Here is a 14,189-nt window from a genome sequence, read left to right as displayed (position 1 = left end):
CCTTCCGGCCAGACGGCAGCCGTTCTGATCGCCAAGACGGCTGATCTCACTGTGTTCACGTGCGATGTCGTATGCGACCTGGTGCGGTTGGAGCGCATCAGGCGCCAACTCCTCAGGTGCTGTGGAGCACGTGTCTTCGACGTGGCCAGACCGCAGGAAGGCCCCGGGCGCCTCTCGCTTGAGGGGCGCCCCGGGGCCTCGGGAAGCGGGGTCAGTCGACCAACTCGATACCGATGGCCAGGCACCCCAGCCGTTCCTTGTCCGGCGGATAGATGCGCCGGATGTTGGACAGTTGCTCCTCACGCGTCGCCTCGGGATTTACCTGGGAAGGCCCCTCGGCGTCCAGAAGCTCCTCGAAGGAGGCGTACTCGACAACGCGTGTCACCCGCGTCATGCATGACCGGTCGGTGCCCTTCACGGCGAACCGGATCAGGTCACCGGCCGCCAGGCCGTCGAACTTCGGGTACTTCACCCGCACTTCCCGGGTCTTGCGGCCGGCAGCCACGAGGTCGAAGTACCGGGGGTACAGATTCAGCTCGATGACGCGGGCTGAGGTGGTGCTCATGTAGTGGGGCTCCCTGCGGGTAAGGACATCAGCCGCGACAGCTCCGCAGCCGAGTATGAGCGGAAGAAGTGCCGGGGGTGGGACAGCAGCAGTTCCGCCAGGTTCAGCAGGCGATCCGCGAACTCCCCCACGGTGCCGGGCCACTTCCGGGTGTCGAGCATCCAGGGTTTGGCGCCCGCGGGCAATGACGCGTCCCCCGAGCGGATGAGGCTTTTGGAGAGCTTGGCGCCCGTCTCGGCGACGATCATCGGGCAGAACAGCCGAGCAGGCAGCTGGCCCCGGGTCAGGCCCACCGCCTGGAGCGCGCCGTCGACTAGGAGGCTCCCGGGCATCCAGTCGGTGCCCTTGACCATGACCTGGAGAACGCCGGTCTCCGCGAGCGCGGCGAGTTCCTTGACCATGTTCCGGTAGAGCGTGGCGAGGTCGAGGTAGCCGCCGGCGGTGGGTGTGATGGTGGCCGTGTAGGGGCCATGGTGCAGGCAGACCGCCGATACGCGGGCGAGACCACGGCTGGTGCGTTCCACACGGGTGCGCTGTGCGTACTTCTCTGCCCAGCCGCAGGAGTGCGGGCAGGGGACCCTCAGGTGGGGGACTCCCGTGGAGGGAGCTAGCCAGAGGCTTGCCGCGTCCAGGCGCGGCAGCACCCGCAGCCACGTACTTCGGAAGAGGCCGGTCGCCTGCTGCTGCGAGTAGGTCTCCACGTCGTACGGCACGGCCAGCCGTTCCGAGAGGGCGTCGAACAGGGGTTGATATAGGGAGGCGACCAGTTGTGCGATGCCGTCCGTACCGAGGGCCTGGGCGTAGGCCCGCTGGTACCGGTGCCCCGATACCTGGTCGGTGACCAGCTCATGCGGAGCGTTGTCCAGTGCCGAGAACCGGACCTCCACGGGCAGGCCGTGACGGTCGCGGAGCCGGGCGGCCGTGGCGAACGCCATCGACTGCACCAGCGAGGTGCCGGCGTGCGGTGCGCCGTTGATCTGCGTGCCCACCACCAGCGCGATTCGCTGGGGTTTGCTGGCGCGGATGCGCGGGGCGAGGATGTCCTCCACGTCCGTCAGGGCGTTCGCGAGGACGGTGTTCGGGCTGATGAGCGTCATGCGGTGCCTCACTTCATCGGTGAGCTGTTGTGACTGTGTGGACCGGTCCGGGGGACAGCCAGGCCGGGGGCGTGGGGTGGCAGAAGGCGGACTCCGGCTTGGGCAGCAGGGGTCTCGGCAGGTCAGCGGGCGGCCTGCAGGCGTCCAGGACAGCCGCGGTAGTGCGGCCGCCAGGACTGGCTCCAGCAGGGGTGTAAGGGAGCCTCCTGCTCAGGGGTGAAGGACGGGAATGTGCGGTGCGCCGCGCCCGGGCCGGGAAGGGCGGGGCGCGGCGCTCGGGGTGGCGCTACTCGGTGGTGGTGCCGGTGATCACGAGGAACTGGTCGCTGGACAGGTCCATCACGACCTGCGCGTCCGGCCTGCCTTGGGCGCGCTGGGCGGCGGCGTACTCTTCCGCCGGCCAGGAGCCGCGGGGGCTTCCGGCGGGGAACCGCTCCAGGACCGTGCGGGCCTGCGGGCTGGTCGTGGCCATCAGGCGTCACCGCCGTTCACGCGCTCGTAGATGTCGATGAGAGTGGCGATGGCGTCGGGGTTGTCCGCCTCGCCAACCCACTGCCCGAGCGCGGTGAAGACGGGCACCTTCTCGCGGTCGGCGTCGAAGATGCAGCAGTAGTCGCCGTACCGGTCCATCACCATGTCCCGCAGGACCGGGACGAGTCCGGTGTCCAGGACCTCCAGCGCGTCGACGGTGAGCCGAGTGGGCTCGCCGGGCGCCGGCGGCTGGACCAGGATGCCGGTGACGCGCAGCAGGTCGCCGGGCTGGATGCCGTTCAGCAGCTCGTGCGTGATCCGGGGGTCGCCGCTGGTGCAGGTGACGACCGTGTCGAGGGCGTCGTCGGCGAGCGCGTCGATGTCGTCGGGTCGGACGATCAGGTCGAAGGTGGCGGTCCCGATGCGCGGGCCGGGGGCGGGTATCGCGTCGACCCAGCCGTCGACGGCGCAGTGCTTGGTGTCCATCAGTTGGCCTCCGCCAGGGTCTGGGTGGGGCGAGGGGAGCGGGGTCGGGTGGTGCGCTGGGCGATGTCCAGCAGTTCGCGGTTGCGCCGCTGCCGGGCGGGCGTGAGCGGGCGGGCCTTCGCGCCGCGGCGGTGCCAGAGCGGGGAGGCCGACGGCTCGGGGTAGGCGAGGGCGTGGTCGACGTCGCGGTCGGTGCTGCTCATGGGTCCTCCAGGTGGAGGTCAGGCGTGGTCGCCTTGGCCCTTCTTGGCTTTGGGCTTCGGCGCGAGGTCGGAGGCGAACCGCCCGAGGCGGGCCTCAACCGGGTTGGCGGTGACCCAGCCCTCCGCGCATGCCTTGTGCACGGGCTCCCCGGAGTGGGAGCGCATGGGCGTGGGCTGGTCGCACAACGTGCAGGGGAGGTCCTGCCAGCGGTCGAAGTGCTGGCCGTCGCGCCAGACGAGAAGCTCGCCGGGAGCCGGGATCAGGCCCGGCTCGAACGGCGGCTTCTCCTTCTTCGTGCGCCCCCTGCGGGTCACGGCCGGAAGGCGGGCAGCTGCTGGAACACGCGCTCCAGCAGGTCCGGCTTCGGCTTCCAGGCCGGAAGCGCGCCCGTGGCGGGCACGGGCAGGGCGAGCTCCTGGACGTCGGCGAGGACCAGGTGGTGCGCGCCGCGCTCCGCCCAGGGGCTCGGGCACCTCTCCGGCCCTTGGTCCAGGTGGCAGCCGGTGAGCCGAGCGATGCCGATGACCGCGCCAAGGTGCAGTTCGCGGCCGCGGATTGCGGTGGCGACCAGCGGGTCGCGCAGCACGGCGGGCTCCGGCTTCTTCTTCCCGGCGTGGATGAGGACCCAGCCCTCCCACGGCCAGTGCACCGGCCTGTTCTCCGGGTTCTTGCCCGCGAAGATGCACGTGGCCCAGGGCTGGCGGATCGTGATGCCGCGGATCCAGTCGCCTTCGGGCAGGGTGGCGAGGCTCATCCGGCTCGCCCCCGCCCGGTCGTCAGTAAGAGGGTGCGCTGGCCGATCCGGCCGTGAATGCGCAGGAGGGACGACATACTTGGGTTCTCCGTCTCGTCTCGTACGGGATGGATGGGCCCGGGACAGCCGTCTAGCCGCCAAGCACAGCGGCTGTCCCGGGGCGGAGCTACAGCGCGAAGTCGCTGCGGGTGGTCCAGCTGACGGGGTTGTGCCAGAGGCCGGCCTTCGCGGCGGGCCACTCCATCTGCCAGCCGGGCCGCAGCCCGCGCGCTCCCCAGCTGTCCGGCTGTTTGCCGGGGACTCGAGGCCGGCCGTGTGCGCGGCGAGCGCGGCGTCGTACACCTCGTGGGCGCGGCGCAGGGCCGCGGCCGGGGAGTCGGCGACGCCGGTGAAGATGTGCAGACCGCGCCGGTCCGGGTCGGTGGTGTCGTGGATCGGGACGTCGACCTCGGAGATGCGCAGGTGCATGACGTCCAGCTCCTTTCTCTGCTCGGTGTTGGTGCCTCGGTGTTGAGGGACCACCGCGACCGCCCCGGCCTCCGTCGAACGGGGCCGGGGCGGCACGGAGCGTCCGTCACGCCGGTGGGGGCGGGTCAGAACTCCAGATGGATCGTGATGGGCCGCCGGGGATCACCGGCGTTGGTGTGGACGGTGCGGCGGTGCGCGGCGAGGCCGGCGCCTCCGCCCTGGATAGGCAGGTGGCACTCCGGGCAGCCGCGCCACCACTCATCCCCGGCCGGGAGTTCGGCCGGGGTGAGCGGGTGTGGGTGCGGGCCGTCGGCGGCGCGGCTCAAGCGACCGCATCCGCGAAATGCGCCTCGAGGTCGGCGCGGCCCTCGGGGTTGTCGTCCTGGTCGTCGACGCCGTCGCCGTGGACGGTGCAGACGATGTCCGGGTCGCTGTCCATGGCGCCGGTCAGCGCCTTGTGCAGGTCGGTGACCGAGTAGACCGGCGCCCACGCCTGCCCGGCGCACTCCGCATCGAAGGGGCACGGCAGCAGAACGTCGAAGCCGAAGTCGCCCTCGCCGTCGACGTCGTCGCGGAACGCCAGGGTGAGGTACTGCTGCCCGAGGCGGATCTCCGCGACGCGGTCCCGGCCGGTCACCAGGTCCGAGCCCGGCCGCCACCGCCACAGCGGCAGGATCTCCGGGCCGAAGAAGCCGCGGACCAGCAGCAGATCGCCCAGGCCGTCGCTGCCGTCGCGCCCGAGGTCGGCCTCCCGGGCCTGCAAGAGCCGCTTCAGGAACGGCTCCAGGCGGTACAGGGCGTCGGCGAAGACGATGGTGTTGAACCCTTCGGCCGCGAGGCGCTGGTGGGAGTGGACCCTGGCCTGGTGCTGGGCGCGGACGACGTCCTCGGGCACGCGCCGGTTGTCCGGCCGCGGGCCCTGCCGCTCCAGGCAGACTTCCAGCGGCGTGGCGACGACGACCGCGACGGTCGGCATGCCGTGCCGCTTGGCGGCCATCACCAGTTCCACCCGCACGGACTGCTCGCAATTGGTCGCGTCGATCACCGTGTTGAGCCTGCGGGTCATCCGGCGCTCCAGGATCAGCTTGAGGACATCGGCGGCATCAGCCGTGACGTCCTGCCGACCAGGGTCATCACCGACTACGCCGCGCAGACCATCGAGCGAGAGGACCTGAGAGGCCGGCCAAGTGCGGGCCAGCGTCGACTTGCCCGCGCCCGAGGCGCCGATCAGCACGATCAGCCCGTTCTCCGGCAGGTCCGGGTACAGCACCGAGGTCATTCGACGTCTCCTTGCGGGTCGAGGGAGCGGGCAGCCCAGTTCAGGCGCTGCCCGGCGTTGTCGGTGATCAGGGCGGCGGCCTCGTGCAGAGGGCAGGAGGCGTCGCCGTCGCGGTCCGGCTCGATCTGCTCCGCCCGGCGTGCGGCGGCGGTGACCAGCTGCGCGAGGGCGGGGAAGAGGCCGCCGGGGACGTCGGCGTCCTCCTGGAGCTCGCGCAGGATCGCGGCGAGCTCGGAGGCGTCGACGTCGTCGGTGCTCAGGTCGTCCTCGATCTGCTGGAGGGCGAGCTGGGCGATGCCGACGGAGGCGCGCACCCTGTCCAGGCGGGTGCGGGTGCGGCCGGTCACCGGGTGGTGGCCTTGGTGGTGGCGACCACGGCCGCGGCGGTCTCCCAGCCGTGGTGCCAGGCGGAGTCGAGGTGGAAGGCTCCGTTCATGCCGAAGTCGGCGAGCTTGTAGAAGCCGCCCTTGCCGGTCTTGGTGGCGATCTTCTCCAGCAGGCCCTTGCCCGGGACGCGTCGGTCCGCGGCGTAGTGGGTGCCGAAGGAGATGGCGAGCGCGGCCGCGGCGGCGGCCGGGTGCACTCGGATGCCGAGCGCGCGGGCGCCGGCCCCGGCGACGATCGCCTGCGTGGCCGTGTAGGTCAGGCAGTGCTGAAGGCACGCCTTACGGCCGTCGGCCGTGCCATGGGTGGTCGTCTCGTCGGTGACCGGGTCCTGGTAGGTGACCGGGTGGTCGTCGGAGGCGCCCTTCACGCGGGCGCAAAAGTCGGACTGGACCCAGAAATCTCCGATCGCGCTTCCGGCGCGGGTGAGTCCGAGAAGGGCGGCGAAGACGGCGGGACGATGCTGCATGCTGGGTTCTCTCCTGAGCTCGAAGGGGTGAGGGAGCGGGCGGCCGGCCTTTGCCGGTGCTGCGGCCGCCCGGTTGTGCGGGCCCCGTCCCGGCCTGGACGGTCGGGACGGGGCTGGCTCACGCGGCCAGCCGGTGAACGGCCGGGGCCGGGAGGGTCATCAGGCTGCTGGGGTCGACGGGCGTACCGTCGAAGCACTCCAGGCAGCAGCCGAGCTTCTTCGAGAGGCAGATGTAAAACCGCCTCCCGCATTCGCCACAGGTCTGCCTCGCTGCCATCGCCCGATCGAGCGCCCACTCCTGAGCGAGCGTCGGCGTCCGCTTGGGTTTGGCCAGGTCGACGCGGAGCAGGTAGCCGCGGGTGGGATGACGGCAGGACCACTGCGGGCGGGTCGCGCACAGCCTGCAACGCAGGATCGCGACCGGGCCCTCGTTGTCGCCGGGGCTCAGCCCCATTTCCCTTAACTGCCGCCTAGTGACCAAGCCTTCGGGCACCGTGCTGCGGTCGTACTCAGGCAGCGCCGCGTCACTGCGCGGCACCCGGGTCACCTCGGGGCGGCGGCGCTTCTTCCTCGGGCGCGGCATCACCTGCTCCAGGCGCCGGGCAGCCGGTCGGGGCGGTGCGGGTAGCGGGGGCCGGGACGTTGCGGGCGGGGCCGGCCGATCCGGCGGCGCGGGCGGGGAATGAGCACGAGCGGTTCCTCCAACAGGTCGGTGGACAGCGCTGCGCCCCGCCGACGTCGTGCTGGTGTCGGCGGGGCGCCACGTGCGGCGGGGCGGCCTGTCCGGTCCTCGCCGGGCACCAGAGCGGGGTGGGCGAGGACCAGGCAGGGCGTCGGGTCAGCGGGTGGTGCGGAAGATGCAGGCGGCCCAGGACCGCGCCGGTCAGCGCTGGAGCGGGTGGATGTTGTCGCCGTGGTCGTCGCCCGCCGGGCTCGGGGTGGGGGATGGTGGCGTGCAGGTGGAGCGCGGGGTTGAACTGGTACTGCGGCGGGTGGTTGTGGACGATGGGCCGCAGGGTCAGACCGCGCAGGGCGAAGATGCTGGCCAGTGCCCACATGAGGGCGGCGAGCCCGGTTGCAGCGGCGCGGCCTCCGGCCGGGGCGGCGGACCAGATCATGGCGAGGCTGCCGATCCCGAACAGCAGCCAGGCGATGCGAGCTCCGGCGTTGCCGAAGAACCCGCCGACCAGACCGAGCAGCCCGGTCAGCTGCCAGAACGCGTACAGGGCGGCCGGGGCGACGGCCAGGTGCGCGGCCTGGTCGGCGAGGAAGACCCGGATGGGGTGGCCGACTGTGCCCCACAGTCCGCTGCCGTCGCTGGCGCTGGTGGCCGGGACGTCGGACAGGCCCTTGAGCGCGGCGGAGGCGATGTCGCCGGCGGCGTTCAGCATCATCACGATGAGGCTGGCAGCGCCGAACAGTGCAACGGCCTTGATCTAGTTGGCGATCTCGTGTCGGCTGGCGTGCCGGGCCTGGAAGACCTCCTCCCACCGCTGGTAGAGGAAGCCGCCTTCCTCCCAGGACGCCTTCCACGCGGCGCGCACCCGCGCGAACCGCCCGGTGCCGGGCTTGCCCTCCAGCTCGGGGGCCGGCGGCACGGGCGGCATCTGGTTGAGCACGTCGAGGAAGGACGGGTTTTCCTGGCCGTTGACGGGCTTGTCGTCGCTGGGCATGGCGTAGCTGCTCCTTCGGCGAAGGGATCGGTGAGCGGTGGGGGCTGGCCGGAGTCGGTCAGCGGATCTCGTTGCGGGTGCGGGCGAAGAACGCCCCCCGCGTGGTGCTGTTGTTGTGGATCTCGGTGTGGTGGGTGACCGGACCCTCGTAGACGTTCTTGGTGACGGCCGCGCGGGCCTTGCTGATCGCGCCGCCGATGGCGGTGGCGGCCATGGCCAGGCCCGCGAACGGCAGGGTGACCATGAGGACGCTGTTCAACGTGACGGAGGCCAGGCCCTGGAGCACGAGCCAGGCGCCGCAGCCGATGCCGGTGACTCCGGCGCCGACGCCGATGCTCGCGACGGCGATCCCGGCCGCCCAGGCCGGGACGATCCGGTGGTCCTCCTGCTTGACGGGCGGGGCGTCGCCGTAGGCGGGCGGCTCGGTGTCGTCGCGGAACGAGGTGGGGTGGTGCTGGACGGGCTTGCTCGCCCATTCGTCGATCAGGCGGCGGGCTTCGGCCGCGGCCTCGGACTCGGGCATGCCGTGCTGGGTGTTCAGGGGGTCCATCGTTCTTCTCCGATCACGCGGGAAGGGGCGCGCCCTCCTGGCCGTGATGGCCGGGAGGGCGCGTGGGGGAGTGGCCGCGCGCAACGCCGAAGGGCGTCGCCGGAGTCGTGTCCGGCGGCGCCCTTCGGCGTTGTGCAGCAGGTGAGTTGAGGCTGGCGGGTGGGTAGTCACCGCACCTGCGCCCCGGGCATCCTCGAACCATCAGGCGCGGGGAAGGGGATCTGGTGGAGTTCGTCTTCGAGTGCGGATGGTGCGGGGGCGACAACTACTTCGTGGGCAAGCAGGTCGGCTTCTGGGTCGACAAGTGGGAGATCCCCTCGGAGTGGGACTGCCGCTTCTGCGACGGGCTCAACTACACGCCCGATCCGCCGTGGACCGAGGCGTAGTCAGAGGCTGGAGATCAGTCCGGCGAGCGAGGCGAGGCCGCTGTTGATGATCGGGGCCAGGCCGGTGGCGGCGAGGGTGAAGCCGAACAGCGTGCAGGCCAGCATGGAGCCGACGCGGACGTAGCCGCCCTTGAGCAGGACGAAGACGATGATGCCCAGCAGCACGGCGGCGGAGATCGAGAGGGCCACGGCGGTTGGTGCTCCTTCGTGAGGGGTGGGGCCGGCCGCGCTCGGGCAGGCCGGCCCCGGGAGGGATGGGGTGGGGAGCGGTCAGGCGTCGTTGAGGCTCTTGATGGCCTCCAGCGCCTGGCGGGGTGAGGTGACCTGCTCGGAGCGGCTGCCGGAACTGCGCTTGCCGCCGCCCTTGCCGCCTCCGCCTCCACCGCCGCCGCGGCGGCGGGAACGGCCGTCGCCGTCGTCGTCCTCGTCGGGCTCGGGCCAGAACTCGCCGGGCCGCACGGGCTCGTTCCAGTCGAACCACAGACCGCGCTTCACCAGCTCCGCGATCTCGTAGTCGGTGAGCCGGTTGACCTCGTCGGGGAACAGGTTGGACAGGTCGGTGTCGAAGTCCGCGTACAGCGACCGCATGAGCACGGCGCGGCCGTTGTCGAGGACGATGACCGCGACGCCGCCCGTGGAGACGCCGTTCTCCGGGTCGGCCTCGCCGCGCATGGCCCGCTCGATCGCGGAGCCCTCGCTGCGGGAGTAGCGGGCCGGGATGGTCGGCACGTCGTAGGCGTTCTCCATGGTGCCCTCCGCCGCCTTGCGGGTGGCGCCGGGCGAACCCATGTTGAAGATGACCGGCCTCGAGTTCTGCCGCAGGTTGTCCTTCATCTCGGTGGAGAACCCGTTGTGCGCGAACGGGCTCTGTCCGGCCGGGTTGAAGCCGATGCCGTACTTGAGCCCGGTGACCGTGAGGTCCTCGCCGTCCTTCTGGATGAACTCGCCGAAGTCCGCGTCCTGCGCCGCGGTCATGAACTCATCGCCGTAGACGTTCAGCTGCCGGTAGGGGCAGCGGGGATCGCCCGGCTTGTAGTCGTGCGGCTGGCCGTCGTGCGGCCACGGCATATCGGCGCGGATCTCGCACAGCGCCTTCGCCGCCCGCAGCGAGCGGGCCATCCACAGGGCGTTCGAGCCCTGCCGGTCGATGTACCGGCCGAGCACCGTGGTCTTCTCGTCCTTGCGGACGGTGCCCAGCCATACCACCTGTCCGTCCAGGGACTGGGCGGCCATGTGGATCGCGAAGAACTGCGTCTTGCCCGACCGGCTGACCCCGAGGGTCAGGCCGTGGGCCGGGGCGTTCTTGTCGTGCTGGTACACCATCGTCTTCACCGGCTGGCCGGTGATGGTGAACCCGCACACGTACATGCCCTTGGCGTCCGGGGTGAGCAGCTCGCGGGTGGCGGGGAAGATCTGCGACAGCGGCGGCTCATCGAACGCGCTGATCAGGAACTCACTGCCGTCGATGAGGACGAACACGCAGGAGTCGTCCTCGGGCAGCTTCAGTGCGCGGCAGACCTTGGCCAGGTCGATGCGCGGGGTCTCGGTGGAGTCCGCCATCTTCGCCCGGTAGAAGGTCACCCCGCGTTCGTCGTCGCGGGTCTTGTGGACCAGCTCGGAGCCAGGGGCGCCGCCCTTGGGCGAGCCGACCTTGTCCGCCCAGCGCTCCTGGTCTGTGGGCGCCTTGCGGCGGCGCTGGTTGGCGTCGGGGGTGATGTGGGCCTCCATCCAGCCGGGGCCGCCCTGGCGGCCGGGCTGGATGGCGACCTCCGCCAGACGGACGTCGCTGGACGGCACGGCGAACGGGGCGGCGACGGCGGCCTCGGTGAGACCGGTGATCGGCCGTCCAGTCTCCGAGGCGCGCAGCAGGATCGTCATGTCGTGCCGCATGCCCGGGTGCCGGGTGGCCTTGACGACGTCCGTGCGGGCAGGCATCCCGGCGTTCTCCCACATCATCCGCACCTCGCGGGTGAGCAGGTCGGCGCCGTCGTCCGGCACGACCGGGGACTGCTCCGGGACTTCGGTCACCTGCAGCTGCGGGGCCGGGGCCGCGACGGCGGGACGGTGACGGCGGCGGGTGTGCCGGGAAAACGGCAGCACGAAGGAGCCGGCCGCCGCCCATCCGGCGGCGAGCAGCCCGTCCAGCCAGTACGGGCCGAAGCCGGTGGTGTGCCCGGCGGCGACGTCGACGGCGGCGGCCAGGACCAGCGGGGACCAGCGCAGGATCTTGCGTCCGGCACCGGGCTCATCGCTCTTGGCGGCCAGGAACCAGCCGCCGATCCCGGCCGCGCCAGCCAGCTGCACGACCTGGTTGACGCGGCTGTCGGGGTAGACGTTCGGGGCCACGGCCAGCACAGGAGCGGCGAGGGTGTAGGCGAGGCGTTCGAGCGTGACACTGCGCGGCGTGGTCACCGAATCTCCTTCGGGAAACGGGACGGGCGGCCCCGCGATCTGCGGGGCCGCCCGTGGCGGGGGTGGGTTGGGGGAGTGGGGTCAGCGGTTGAAGAAGCCCGGCTTGGGGGTCTTCTCGCGCCGATTGGAGCGGATTTCATCCAGCGCCCCGTAGAGCTTGGAGTGGGTACGCCGGGTCTGGTGGGTGAGGTCGGCGGTCTCCTGGGCGGTGTCGCTCAGCTTCTTGACCTGCACGGCCGCGCCCCCGAGGGCGACCGAGACGTTGCTGGTCAGCTCCACGAACTTCGCGTCGAGTCCAGCGTTGGCGATGTCGCGGGCCACGTCCTGGGCGCGCTGGGCGTTGGCCTTGACGCTGCGTACCAGCGCCTCCAGCTCGAGGCCGGCGTCGTCCAGCGCGCTGGCGAGCGTCTTGAGCTTGGCCTGGACTGCCTTGTAGCGGTTGTCGTCGTCGGCCGGGACGGGCACCGGGCTGGCGCCGCTGGGTGCGAGATCGCTGCTCATCGGCGGGTTCCTCCCTGCTTCTTAGTCGTGGTGGGCGGCGGCCGACGCGTACGTCAGGCCCGCGTCTTCCTTGGCGGCCATGTCCTGGCCGTAGATGCGGGCGACCATCGCGGCCGCGAGCTTGGCGGCCTCCAGGGCGAGACCGCACTCGGACGCGCACCGTTCGGCCTGCTGCCTCATCCGGGCCGCGGCGTCGGCCAGGTCCGAGATCAGTTCGGTGACCTCGGTGGCGATGTTGTGGTCGCTGATCAGGTCGGCGGACATGTCCCGCAGGGCGTCGGCGACCTTGTCGAGCGCGTCCGCGAGGGCTTCGGCCTTCTCCTGGTCGGAGGCGGCCTGGATGGCGATGTTCGCCATCTCCATCAAGAACTCGTCGAACGTGATGTCCGTCCGGTGCTGGGCAGCCAAGTTGCCCTGCCCGGACGGCCTGCTGACCTCCGCGCTGCTCACGCTGCTCCCCTCGGTGCTGGTGGGTCGGCTACTGGTTGCCATTCGGCCGACCACGGGCTGATCGCTCTGATCGGGTGCGTCGGCCGGGTCCGGCCGGCTGGTGCCGGGGCGCTTGATGACCCCTCGCCTGACGCGCGGTTGCCTGGGCTCGCGGGGCAGGCCGGGACGGCGGGCGGCATACCAGCCGAACGGGTCGGCTTCGTCGTCGACGATCACCGCGTCCGTGATGTCCTCGCTGCTCTCCGGCTTCGGGGTGGGACGTTTCGGGCGGCCGTCGGCCCATTCCACCGTCGGGTCCGGATCCTTCGCCTCATCCCATGCCCAGCCGCGTCGCCGCCCGGCACGACCGGTGCGGCCCCGCCGACCGGCCCGGCCGGTTCCGCTGCCGGTGCGCCGACGCCGGAACCGGCGCCGCTTCTTCGAGTCGTCAGACGGCCCGTCACCGGCCTTGGAGTCCTTGCTCGGCTCATCGGACGCCGGGGCGTCCTTTGTGGCTCTGGAGGCCCCGTCAGGGCCCTCCTTGGCGTCCTTCTCGCCCTTGCCATCGGTGCCCTTGGCCTTGGAGTCCTTGTCCTTGGTCAGGCTCACCTTCTCCGCGCCGGCCTTGGCGTCCTTCGCGTCCTTCGCGTCCTTCGCGTCCGCGGCGGCTTTCGCGTCGGCGCGGCGCTTGTCGAAGCGGCGCTTGGCTTCCTCCGTGACGGCCTGGCCCAACTTGGTTCGGCCCGAGTCGGCCGACGCCGCGGCTTCCCGCTTCGCCTTCCGCGCCTCTGCCCGCTCCTGCCGCTTCGCGCGGCGGTCCTCCCAGTTCTGCTGCCGGTTAGCGCGGGCCTGGTCACGGTCCCTGGATCGTTCGGCGACGCCAGCGGCGTGCCCGGTGCTGCGCCTCTCCTGCCGCGCGGCCTGCCGGGCCCCGGCGCGCTCCTGACGGCCGCGGGCCCGCTCAGCACGAGCGTTGGAGGCCGGACCGTTCTGGCCCCGGCCGCCGTCGCCCTTCGAGCCGCCAGAGCCCGTCTGAGAGCCTTTCGAACCCCCGGACGGCCCGTTGCGCCCGGAACCGCCTGGACGGCCGCCAGAGCCCGTCTGGGAGGCCTTCGTGCTGCCCTTGGCGCCTCCGCTGCCCCCGGCTGATCCGGACCCCGAACGCCCGGCGCTGCCGCCGGAGTTGGTGCCACGCGACCCGGGCCCTTTGGAGCCGGGACCCGAGTTGTTGCGGGACGGACCGCCGCCGCTGCCGCCCCCGCCGCGCGAGGCCCCGCCGCCACCGCCGGCCTTCGAGCGGCCCTTGTCCGTCCCCAGGCCGGAGCTGGGCGACTTCATGCGGTCGGCGTCGGCCTTTGACCGCGCCGCCGCTTTGTCGCCCTTGGCTTTCATCATCGCGGCGTGGAGCTTTCCGTTCTGCTCCATCATCGCGACTTCCTGAGCGGTGCGGCCCTCCAGCAGCGCCGCCTTCCGTGCTATTTCAGCCTCACGGAAAGGCGCTTCGCTTTCGTGATTGGCCCGCGCCCTTTCCAGCCGGAATTCGAGCCAGTCACCGAGACGGTCGGCGAGGGAACGAGGCTGGGCGTATTCGCCTTCCTCGTATTCGCCTTCCTCGTATTCGCCGTCATCTTCTCCGGTTTCCGGGGCTGCAATTCCGTCGGAGCGCAGCGCTGCCGCCGGGTTCGGAGCAGCCGGAATCGGCGGCAGTTCCATCGTGGTCTCCTCCGGGATCTCCGGGGGAGCCTCCGGAATGTCTTCCGGCGGTGGAATGGTGTCGATGAAATCCGGGATCGGCGGCAGCGTGTAGGTGGAATCACCGCTCCACGGGCCGTGGACCAGGGTTCCACCGCTCGCGTCGTCGGACTCGTCGGACACGGTGCACCTCCCTCCAGGGGGACTTGACAGACAGTGGGGTCTCGTGTGCACGCGTGTGCACGTGCACGTGTGCACGTTTTACGCGCGCTAGGTGTATTGACCTGGAGCGTTGTTCACACGGCTGATCGGTGGCTGGCCTCCGAGTGCGGTGTGGCAGCGATGGTAGTTGTAGACGTGGAGGAAGTC

At 71.4% G+C, this 14,189-nt stretch carries 20 protein-coding genes and 1 pseudogene; 1 reads left to right on the top strand and 20 read right to left on the bottom strand.

Annotation, left to right across the window (positions count from 1 at the left end):
* Positions 1–211: 211 nt before the first annotated feature.
* From ADK65_RS29280 to ADK65_RS29210, 15 genes are all read right to left on the bottom strand, one after another.
* Positions 212–565 carry an ASCH domain-containing protein gene (locus ADK65_RS29280; protein ID WP_053674001.1) on the bottom strand — a complete coding sequence of 118 codons (354 nt, stop codon included), beginning with the start codon at positions 563–565 and terminating at the stop codon, positions 212–214.
* A complete protein-coding gene (locus ADK65_RS29275) occupies positions 562–1,662 on the bottom strand; it encodes a hypothetical protein (protein WP_053674000.1) in 1,101 nt (366 codons plus the stop codon). Before ADK65_RS29275 ends, ADK65_RS29280 begins: the two co-directional genes overlap by 4 nt.
* A gap of 286 nt (positions 1,663–1,948) precedes the next feature.
* Complete coding sequence (locus ADK65_RS29270) at positions 1,949–2,134, bottom strand: hypothetical protein (protein ID WP_053673999.1); 186 nt, start codon at positions 2,132–2,134, stop codon at positions 1,949–1,951.
* The gene (locus ADK65_RS29265) at positions 2,134–2,619 is read right to left on the bottom strand and encodes a hypothetical protein (RefSeq protein ID WP_053673998.1); all 486 of its coding nucleotides are present in this window, start codon (positions 2,617–2,619) and stop codon (positions 2,134–2,136) included. The genes ADK65_RS29270 and ADK65_RS29265 overlap by 1 nt, the downstream gene beginning before the upstream one ends.
* Entirely contained in the window at positions 2,619–2,822 is a 204-nt protein-coding gene (locus ADK65_RS29260) for a hypothetical protein (RefSeq protein ID WP_053673997.1), read from the bottom strand. Before ADK65_RS29260 ends, ADK65_RS29265 begins: the two co-directional genes overlap by 1 nt.
* A gap of 18 nt (positions 2,823–2,840) precedes the next feature.
* Positions 2,841–3,137, bottom strand: coding sequence for a hypothetical protein (locus ADK65_RS29255; protein ID WP_063788062.1), 297 nt, complete (start codon positions 3,135–3,137; stop codon positions 2,841–2,843).
* Positions 3,134–3,577, bottom strand: a complete 444-nt coding sequence (locus tag ADK65_RS29250; RefSeq protein WP_053673996.1) for a hypothetical protein — start codon at positions 3,575–3,577, stop codon at positions 3,134–3,136. Before ADK65_RS29250 ends, ADK65_RS29255 begins: the two co-directional genes overlap by 4 nt.
* A 593-nt stretch (positions 3,578–4,170) precedes the next feature.
* Complete coding sequence (locus tag ADK65_RS29240) at positions 4,171–4,371, bottom strand: hypothetical protein (RefSeq protein ID WP_053673994.1); 201 nt, start codon at positions 4,369–4,371, stop codon at positions 4,171–4,173.
* On the bottom strand, positions 4,368–5,324 hold the full coding sequence (locus ADK65_RS29235) for an ATP-binding protein (RefSeq protein WP_053673993.1): 957 nt from the start codon (positions 5,322–5,324) through the stop codon (positions 4,368–4,370). The genes ADK65_RS29240 and ADK65_RS29235 overlap by 4 nt, the downstream gene beginning before the upstream one ends.
* On the bottom strand, positions 5,321–5,671 hold the full coding sequence (locus tag ADK65_RS38995) for a hypothetical protein (protein ID WP_053673992.1): 351 nt from the start codon (positions 5,669–5,671) through the stop codon (positions 5,321–5,323). Before ADK65_RS38995 ends, ADK65_RS29235 begins: the two co-directional genes overlap by 4 nt.
* Complete coding sequence (locus ADK65_RS29225; protein WP_053673991.1) at positions 5,668–6,177, bottom strand: hypothetical protein; 510 nt, start codon at positions 6,175–6,177, stop codon at positions 5,668–5,670. Before ADK65_RS29225 ends, ADK65_RS38995 begins: the two co-directional genes overlap by 4 nt.
* A 118-nt stretch (positions 6,178–6,295) precedes the next feature.
* Positions 6,296–6,760: an RRQRL motif-containing zinc-binding protein gene (locus ADK65_RS29220; RefSeq protein ID WP_053673990.1), complete on the bottom strand. Its 465-nt coding sequence runs from the start codon at positions 6,758–6,760 to the stop codon at positions 6,296–6,298.
* Positions 6,702–7,571, bottom strand: a complete 870-nt coding sequence (locus ADK65_RS39415) for a hypothetical protein (protein ID WP_234352988.1) — start codon at positions 7,569–7,571, stop codon at positions 6,702–6,704. Before ADK65_RS39415 ends, ADK65_RS29220 begins: the two co-directional genes overlap by 59 nt.
* A gap of 42 nt (positions 7,572–7,613) precedes the next feature.
* Positions 7,614–7,850 carry a hypothetical protein gene (locus ADK65_RS39410; RefSeq protein WP_234352987.1) on the bottom strand — a complete coding sequence of 79 codons (237 nt, stop codon included), beginning with the start codon at positions 7,848–7,850 and terminating at the stop codon, positions 7,614–7,616.
* 58 nt (positions 7,851–7,908) lie between these two features.
* Positions 7,909–8,400, bottom strand: a complete 492-nt coding sequence (locus tag ADK65_RS29210; RefSeq protein ID WP_053673989.1) for a hypothetical protein — start codon at positions 8,398–8,400, stop codon at positions 7,909–7,911.
* Positions 8,401–8,624: 224 nt separating this feature from the next.
* Here ADK65_RS29210 and ADK65_RS38990 point away from each other — a divergent pair, with 224 nt between their 5' ends.
* Positions 8,625–8,786, top strand: coding sequence for a hypothetical protein (locus ADK65_RS38990; protein WP_171053419.1), 162 nt, complete (start codon positions 8,625–8,627; stop codon positions 8,784–8,786).
* Here ADK65_RS38990 and ADK65_RS29205 read toward each other — a convergent pair whose 3' ends face one another.
* From ADK65_RS29205 to ADK65_RS38240, 5 genes and pseudogenes are all read right to left on the bottom strand, one after another.
* Positions 8,787–8,975 (bottom strand): hypothetical protein, encoded by a 189-nt coding sequence (locus ADK65_RS29205; RefSeq protein WP_053673988.1) that lies wholly within the window; start codon positions 8,973–8,975, stop codon positions 8,787–8,789.
* A gap of 81 nt (positions 8,976–9,056) precedes the next feature.
* Positions 9,057–11,198, bottom strand: coding sequence for a hypothetical protein (locus tag ADK65_RS29200; RefSeq protein ID WP_053673987.1), 2,142 nt, complete (start codon positions 11,196–11,198; stop codon positions 9,057–9,059).
* Between the two features lie 81 nt (positions 11,199–11,279).
* Positions 11,280–11,699, bottom strand: a complete 420-nt coding sequence (locus tag ADK65_RS29195; RefSeq protein ID WP_053673986.1) for a hypothetical protein — start codon at positions 11,697–11,699, stop codon at positions 11,280–11,282.
* A gap of 21 nt (positions 11,700–11,720) precedes the next feature.
* Positions 11,721–14,003 (bottom strand): ATP/GTP-binding protein, encoded by a 2,283-nt coding sequence (locus ADK65_RS29190; protein WP_234352986.1) that lies wholly within the window; start codon positions 14,001–14,003, stop codon positions 11,721–11,723.
* A gap of 87 nt (positions 14,004–14,090) precedes the next feature.
* Positions 14,091–14,189, bottom strand: a pseudogene (locus ADK65_RS38240) (IS481 family transposase); the annotation flags it as partial.

The organism is Streptomyces sp. NRRL B-1140 (assembly GCF_001280065.1).
Lineage (GTDB): Bacteria > Actinomycetota > Actinomycetes > Streptomycetales > Streptomycetaceae > Streptomyces.
Note: the sequence above shows the minus strand (reverse complement) of the source record. Positions and strands in the feature narration are given on the sequence as shown.

What these genes read in the sequence shown, in the direction of transcription:
- ADK65_RS29275 (WP_053674000.1), bottom strand. Translation starts at nt 1,662, where the DNA reads ATGACGCTCATCAGCCCGAACACCGTCCTCGCGAACGCCCTGACGGAC.
- ADK65_RS29210 (WP_053673989.1), bottom strand. Translation starts at nt 8,400, where the DNA reads ATGGACCCCCTGAACACCCAGCACGGCATGCCCGAGTCCGAGGCCGCG.
- ADK65_RS29280 (WP_053674001.1), bottom strand. Translation starts at nt 565, where the DNA reads ATGAGCACCACCTCAGCCCGCGTCATCGAGCTGAATCTGTACCCCCGG.
- ADK65_RS29235 (WP_053673993.1), bottom strand. Translation starts at nt 5,324, where the DNA reads ATGACCTCGGTGCTGTACCCGGACCTGCCGGAGAACGGGCTGATCGTG.
- ADK65_RS39415 (WP_234352988.1), bottom strand. Translation starts at nt 7,571, where the DNA reads ATGATGCTGAACGCCGCCGGCGACATCGCCTCCGCCGCGCTCAAGGGC.
- ADK65_RS29250 (WP_053673996.1), bottom strand. Translation starts at nt 3,577, where the DNA reads ATGAGCCTCGCCACCCTGCCCGAAGGCGACTGGATCCGCGGCATCACG.
- ADK65_RS29225 (WP_053673991.1), bottom strand. Translation starts at nt 6,177, where the DNA reads ATGCAGCATCGTCCCGCCGTCTTCGCCGCCCTTCTCGGACTCACCCGC.
- ADK65_RS29260 (WP_053673997.1), bottom strand. Translation starts at nt 2,822, where the DNA reads ATGAGCAGCACCGACCGCGACGTCGACCACGCCCTCGCCTACCCCGAG.
- ADK65_RS29220 (WP_053673990.1), bottom strand. Translation starts at nt 6,760, where the DNA reads ATGCCGCGCCCGAGGAAGAAGCGCCGCCGCCCCGAGGTGACCCGGGTG.
- ADK65_RS29195 (WP_053673986.1), bottom strand. Translation starts at nt 11,699, where the DNA reads ATGAGCAGCGATCTCGCACCCAGCGGCGCCAGCCCGGTGCCCGTCCCG.
- ADK65_RS29265 (WP_053673998.1), bottom strand. Translation starts at nt 2,619, where the DNA reads ATGGACACCAAGCACTGCGCCGTCGACGGCTGGGTCGACGCGATACCC.
- ADK65_RS29270 (WP_053673999.1), bottom strand. Translation starts at nt 2,134, where the DNA reads ATGGCCACGACCAGCCCGCAGGCCCGCACGGTCCTGGAGCGGTTCCCC.
- ADK65_RS39410 (WP_234352987.1), bottom strand. Translation starts at nt 7,850, where the DNA reads ATGCCCAGCGACGACAAGCCCGTCAACGGCCAGGAAAACCCGTCCTTC.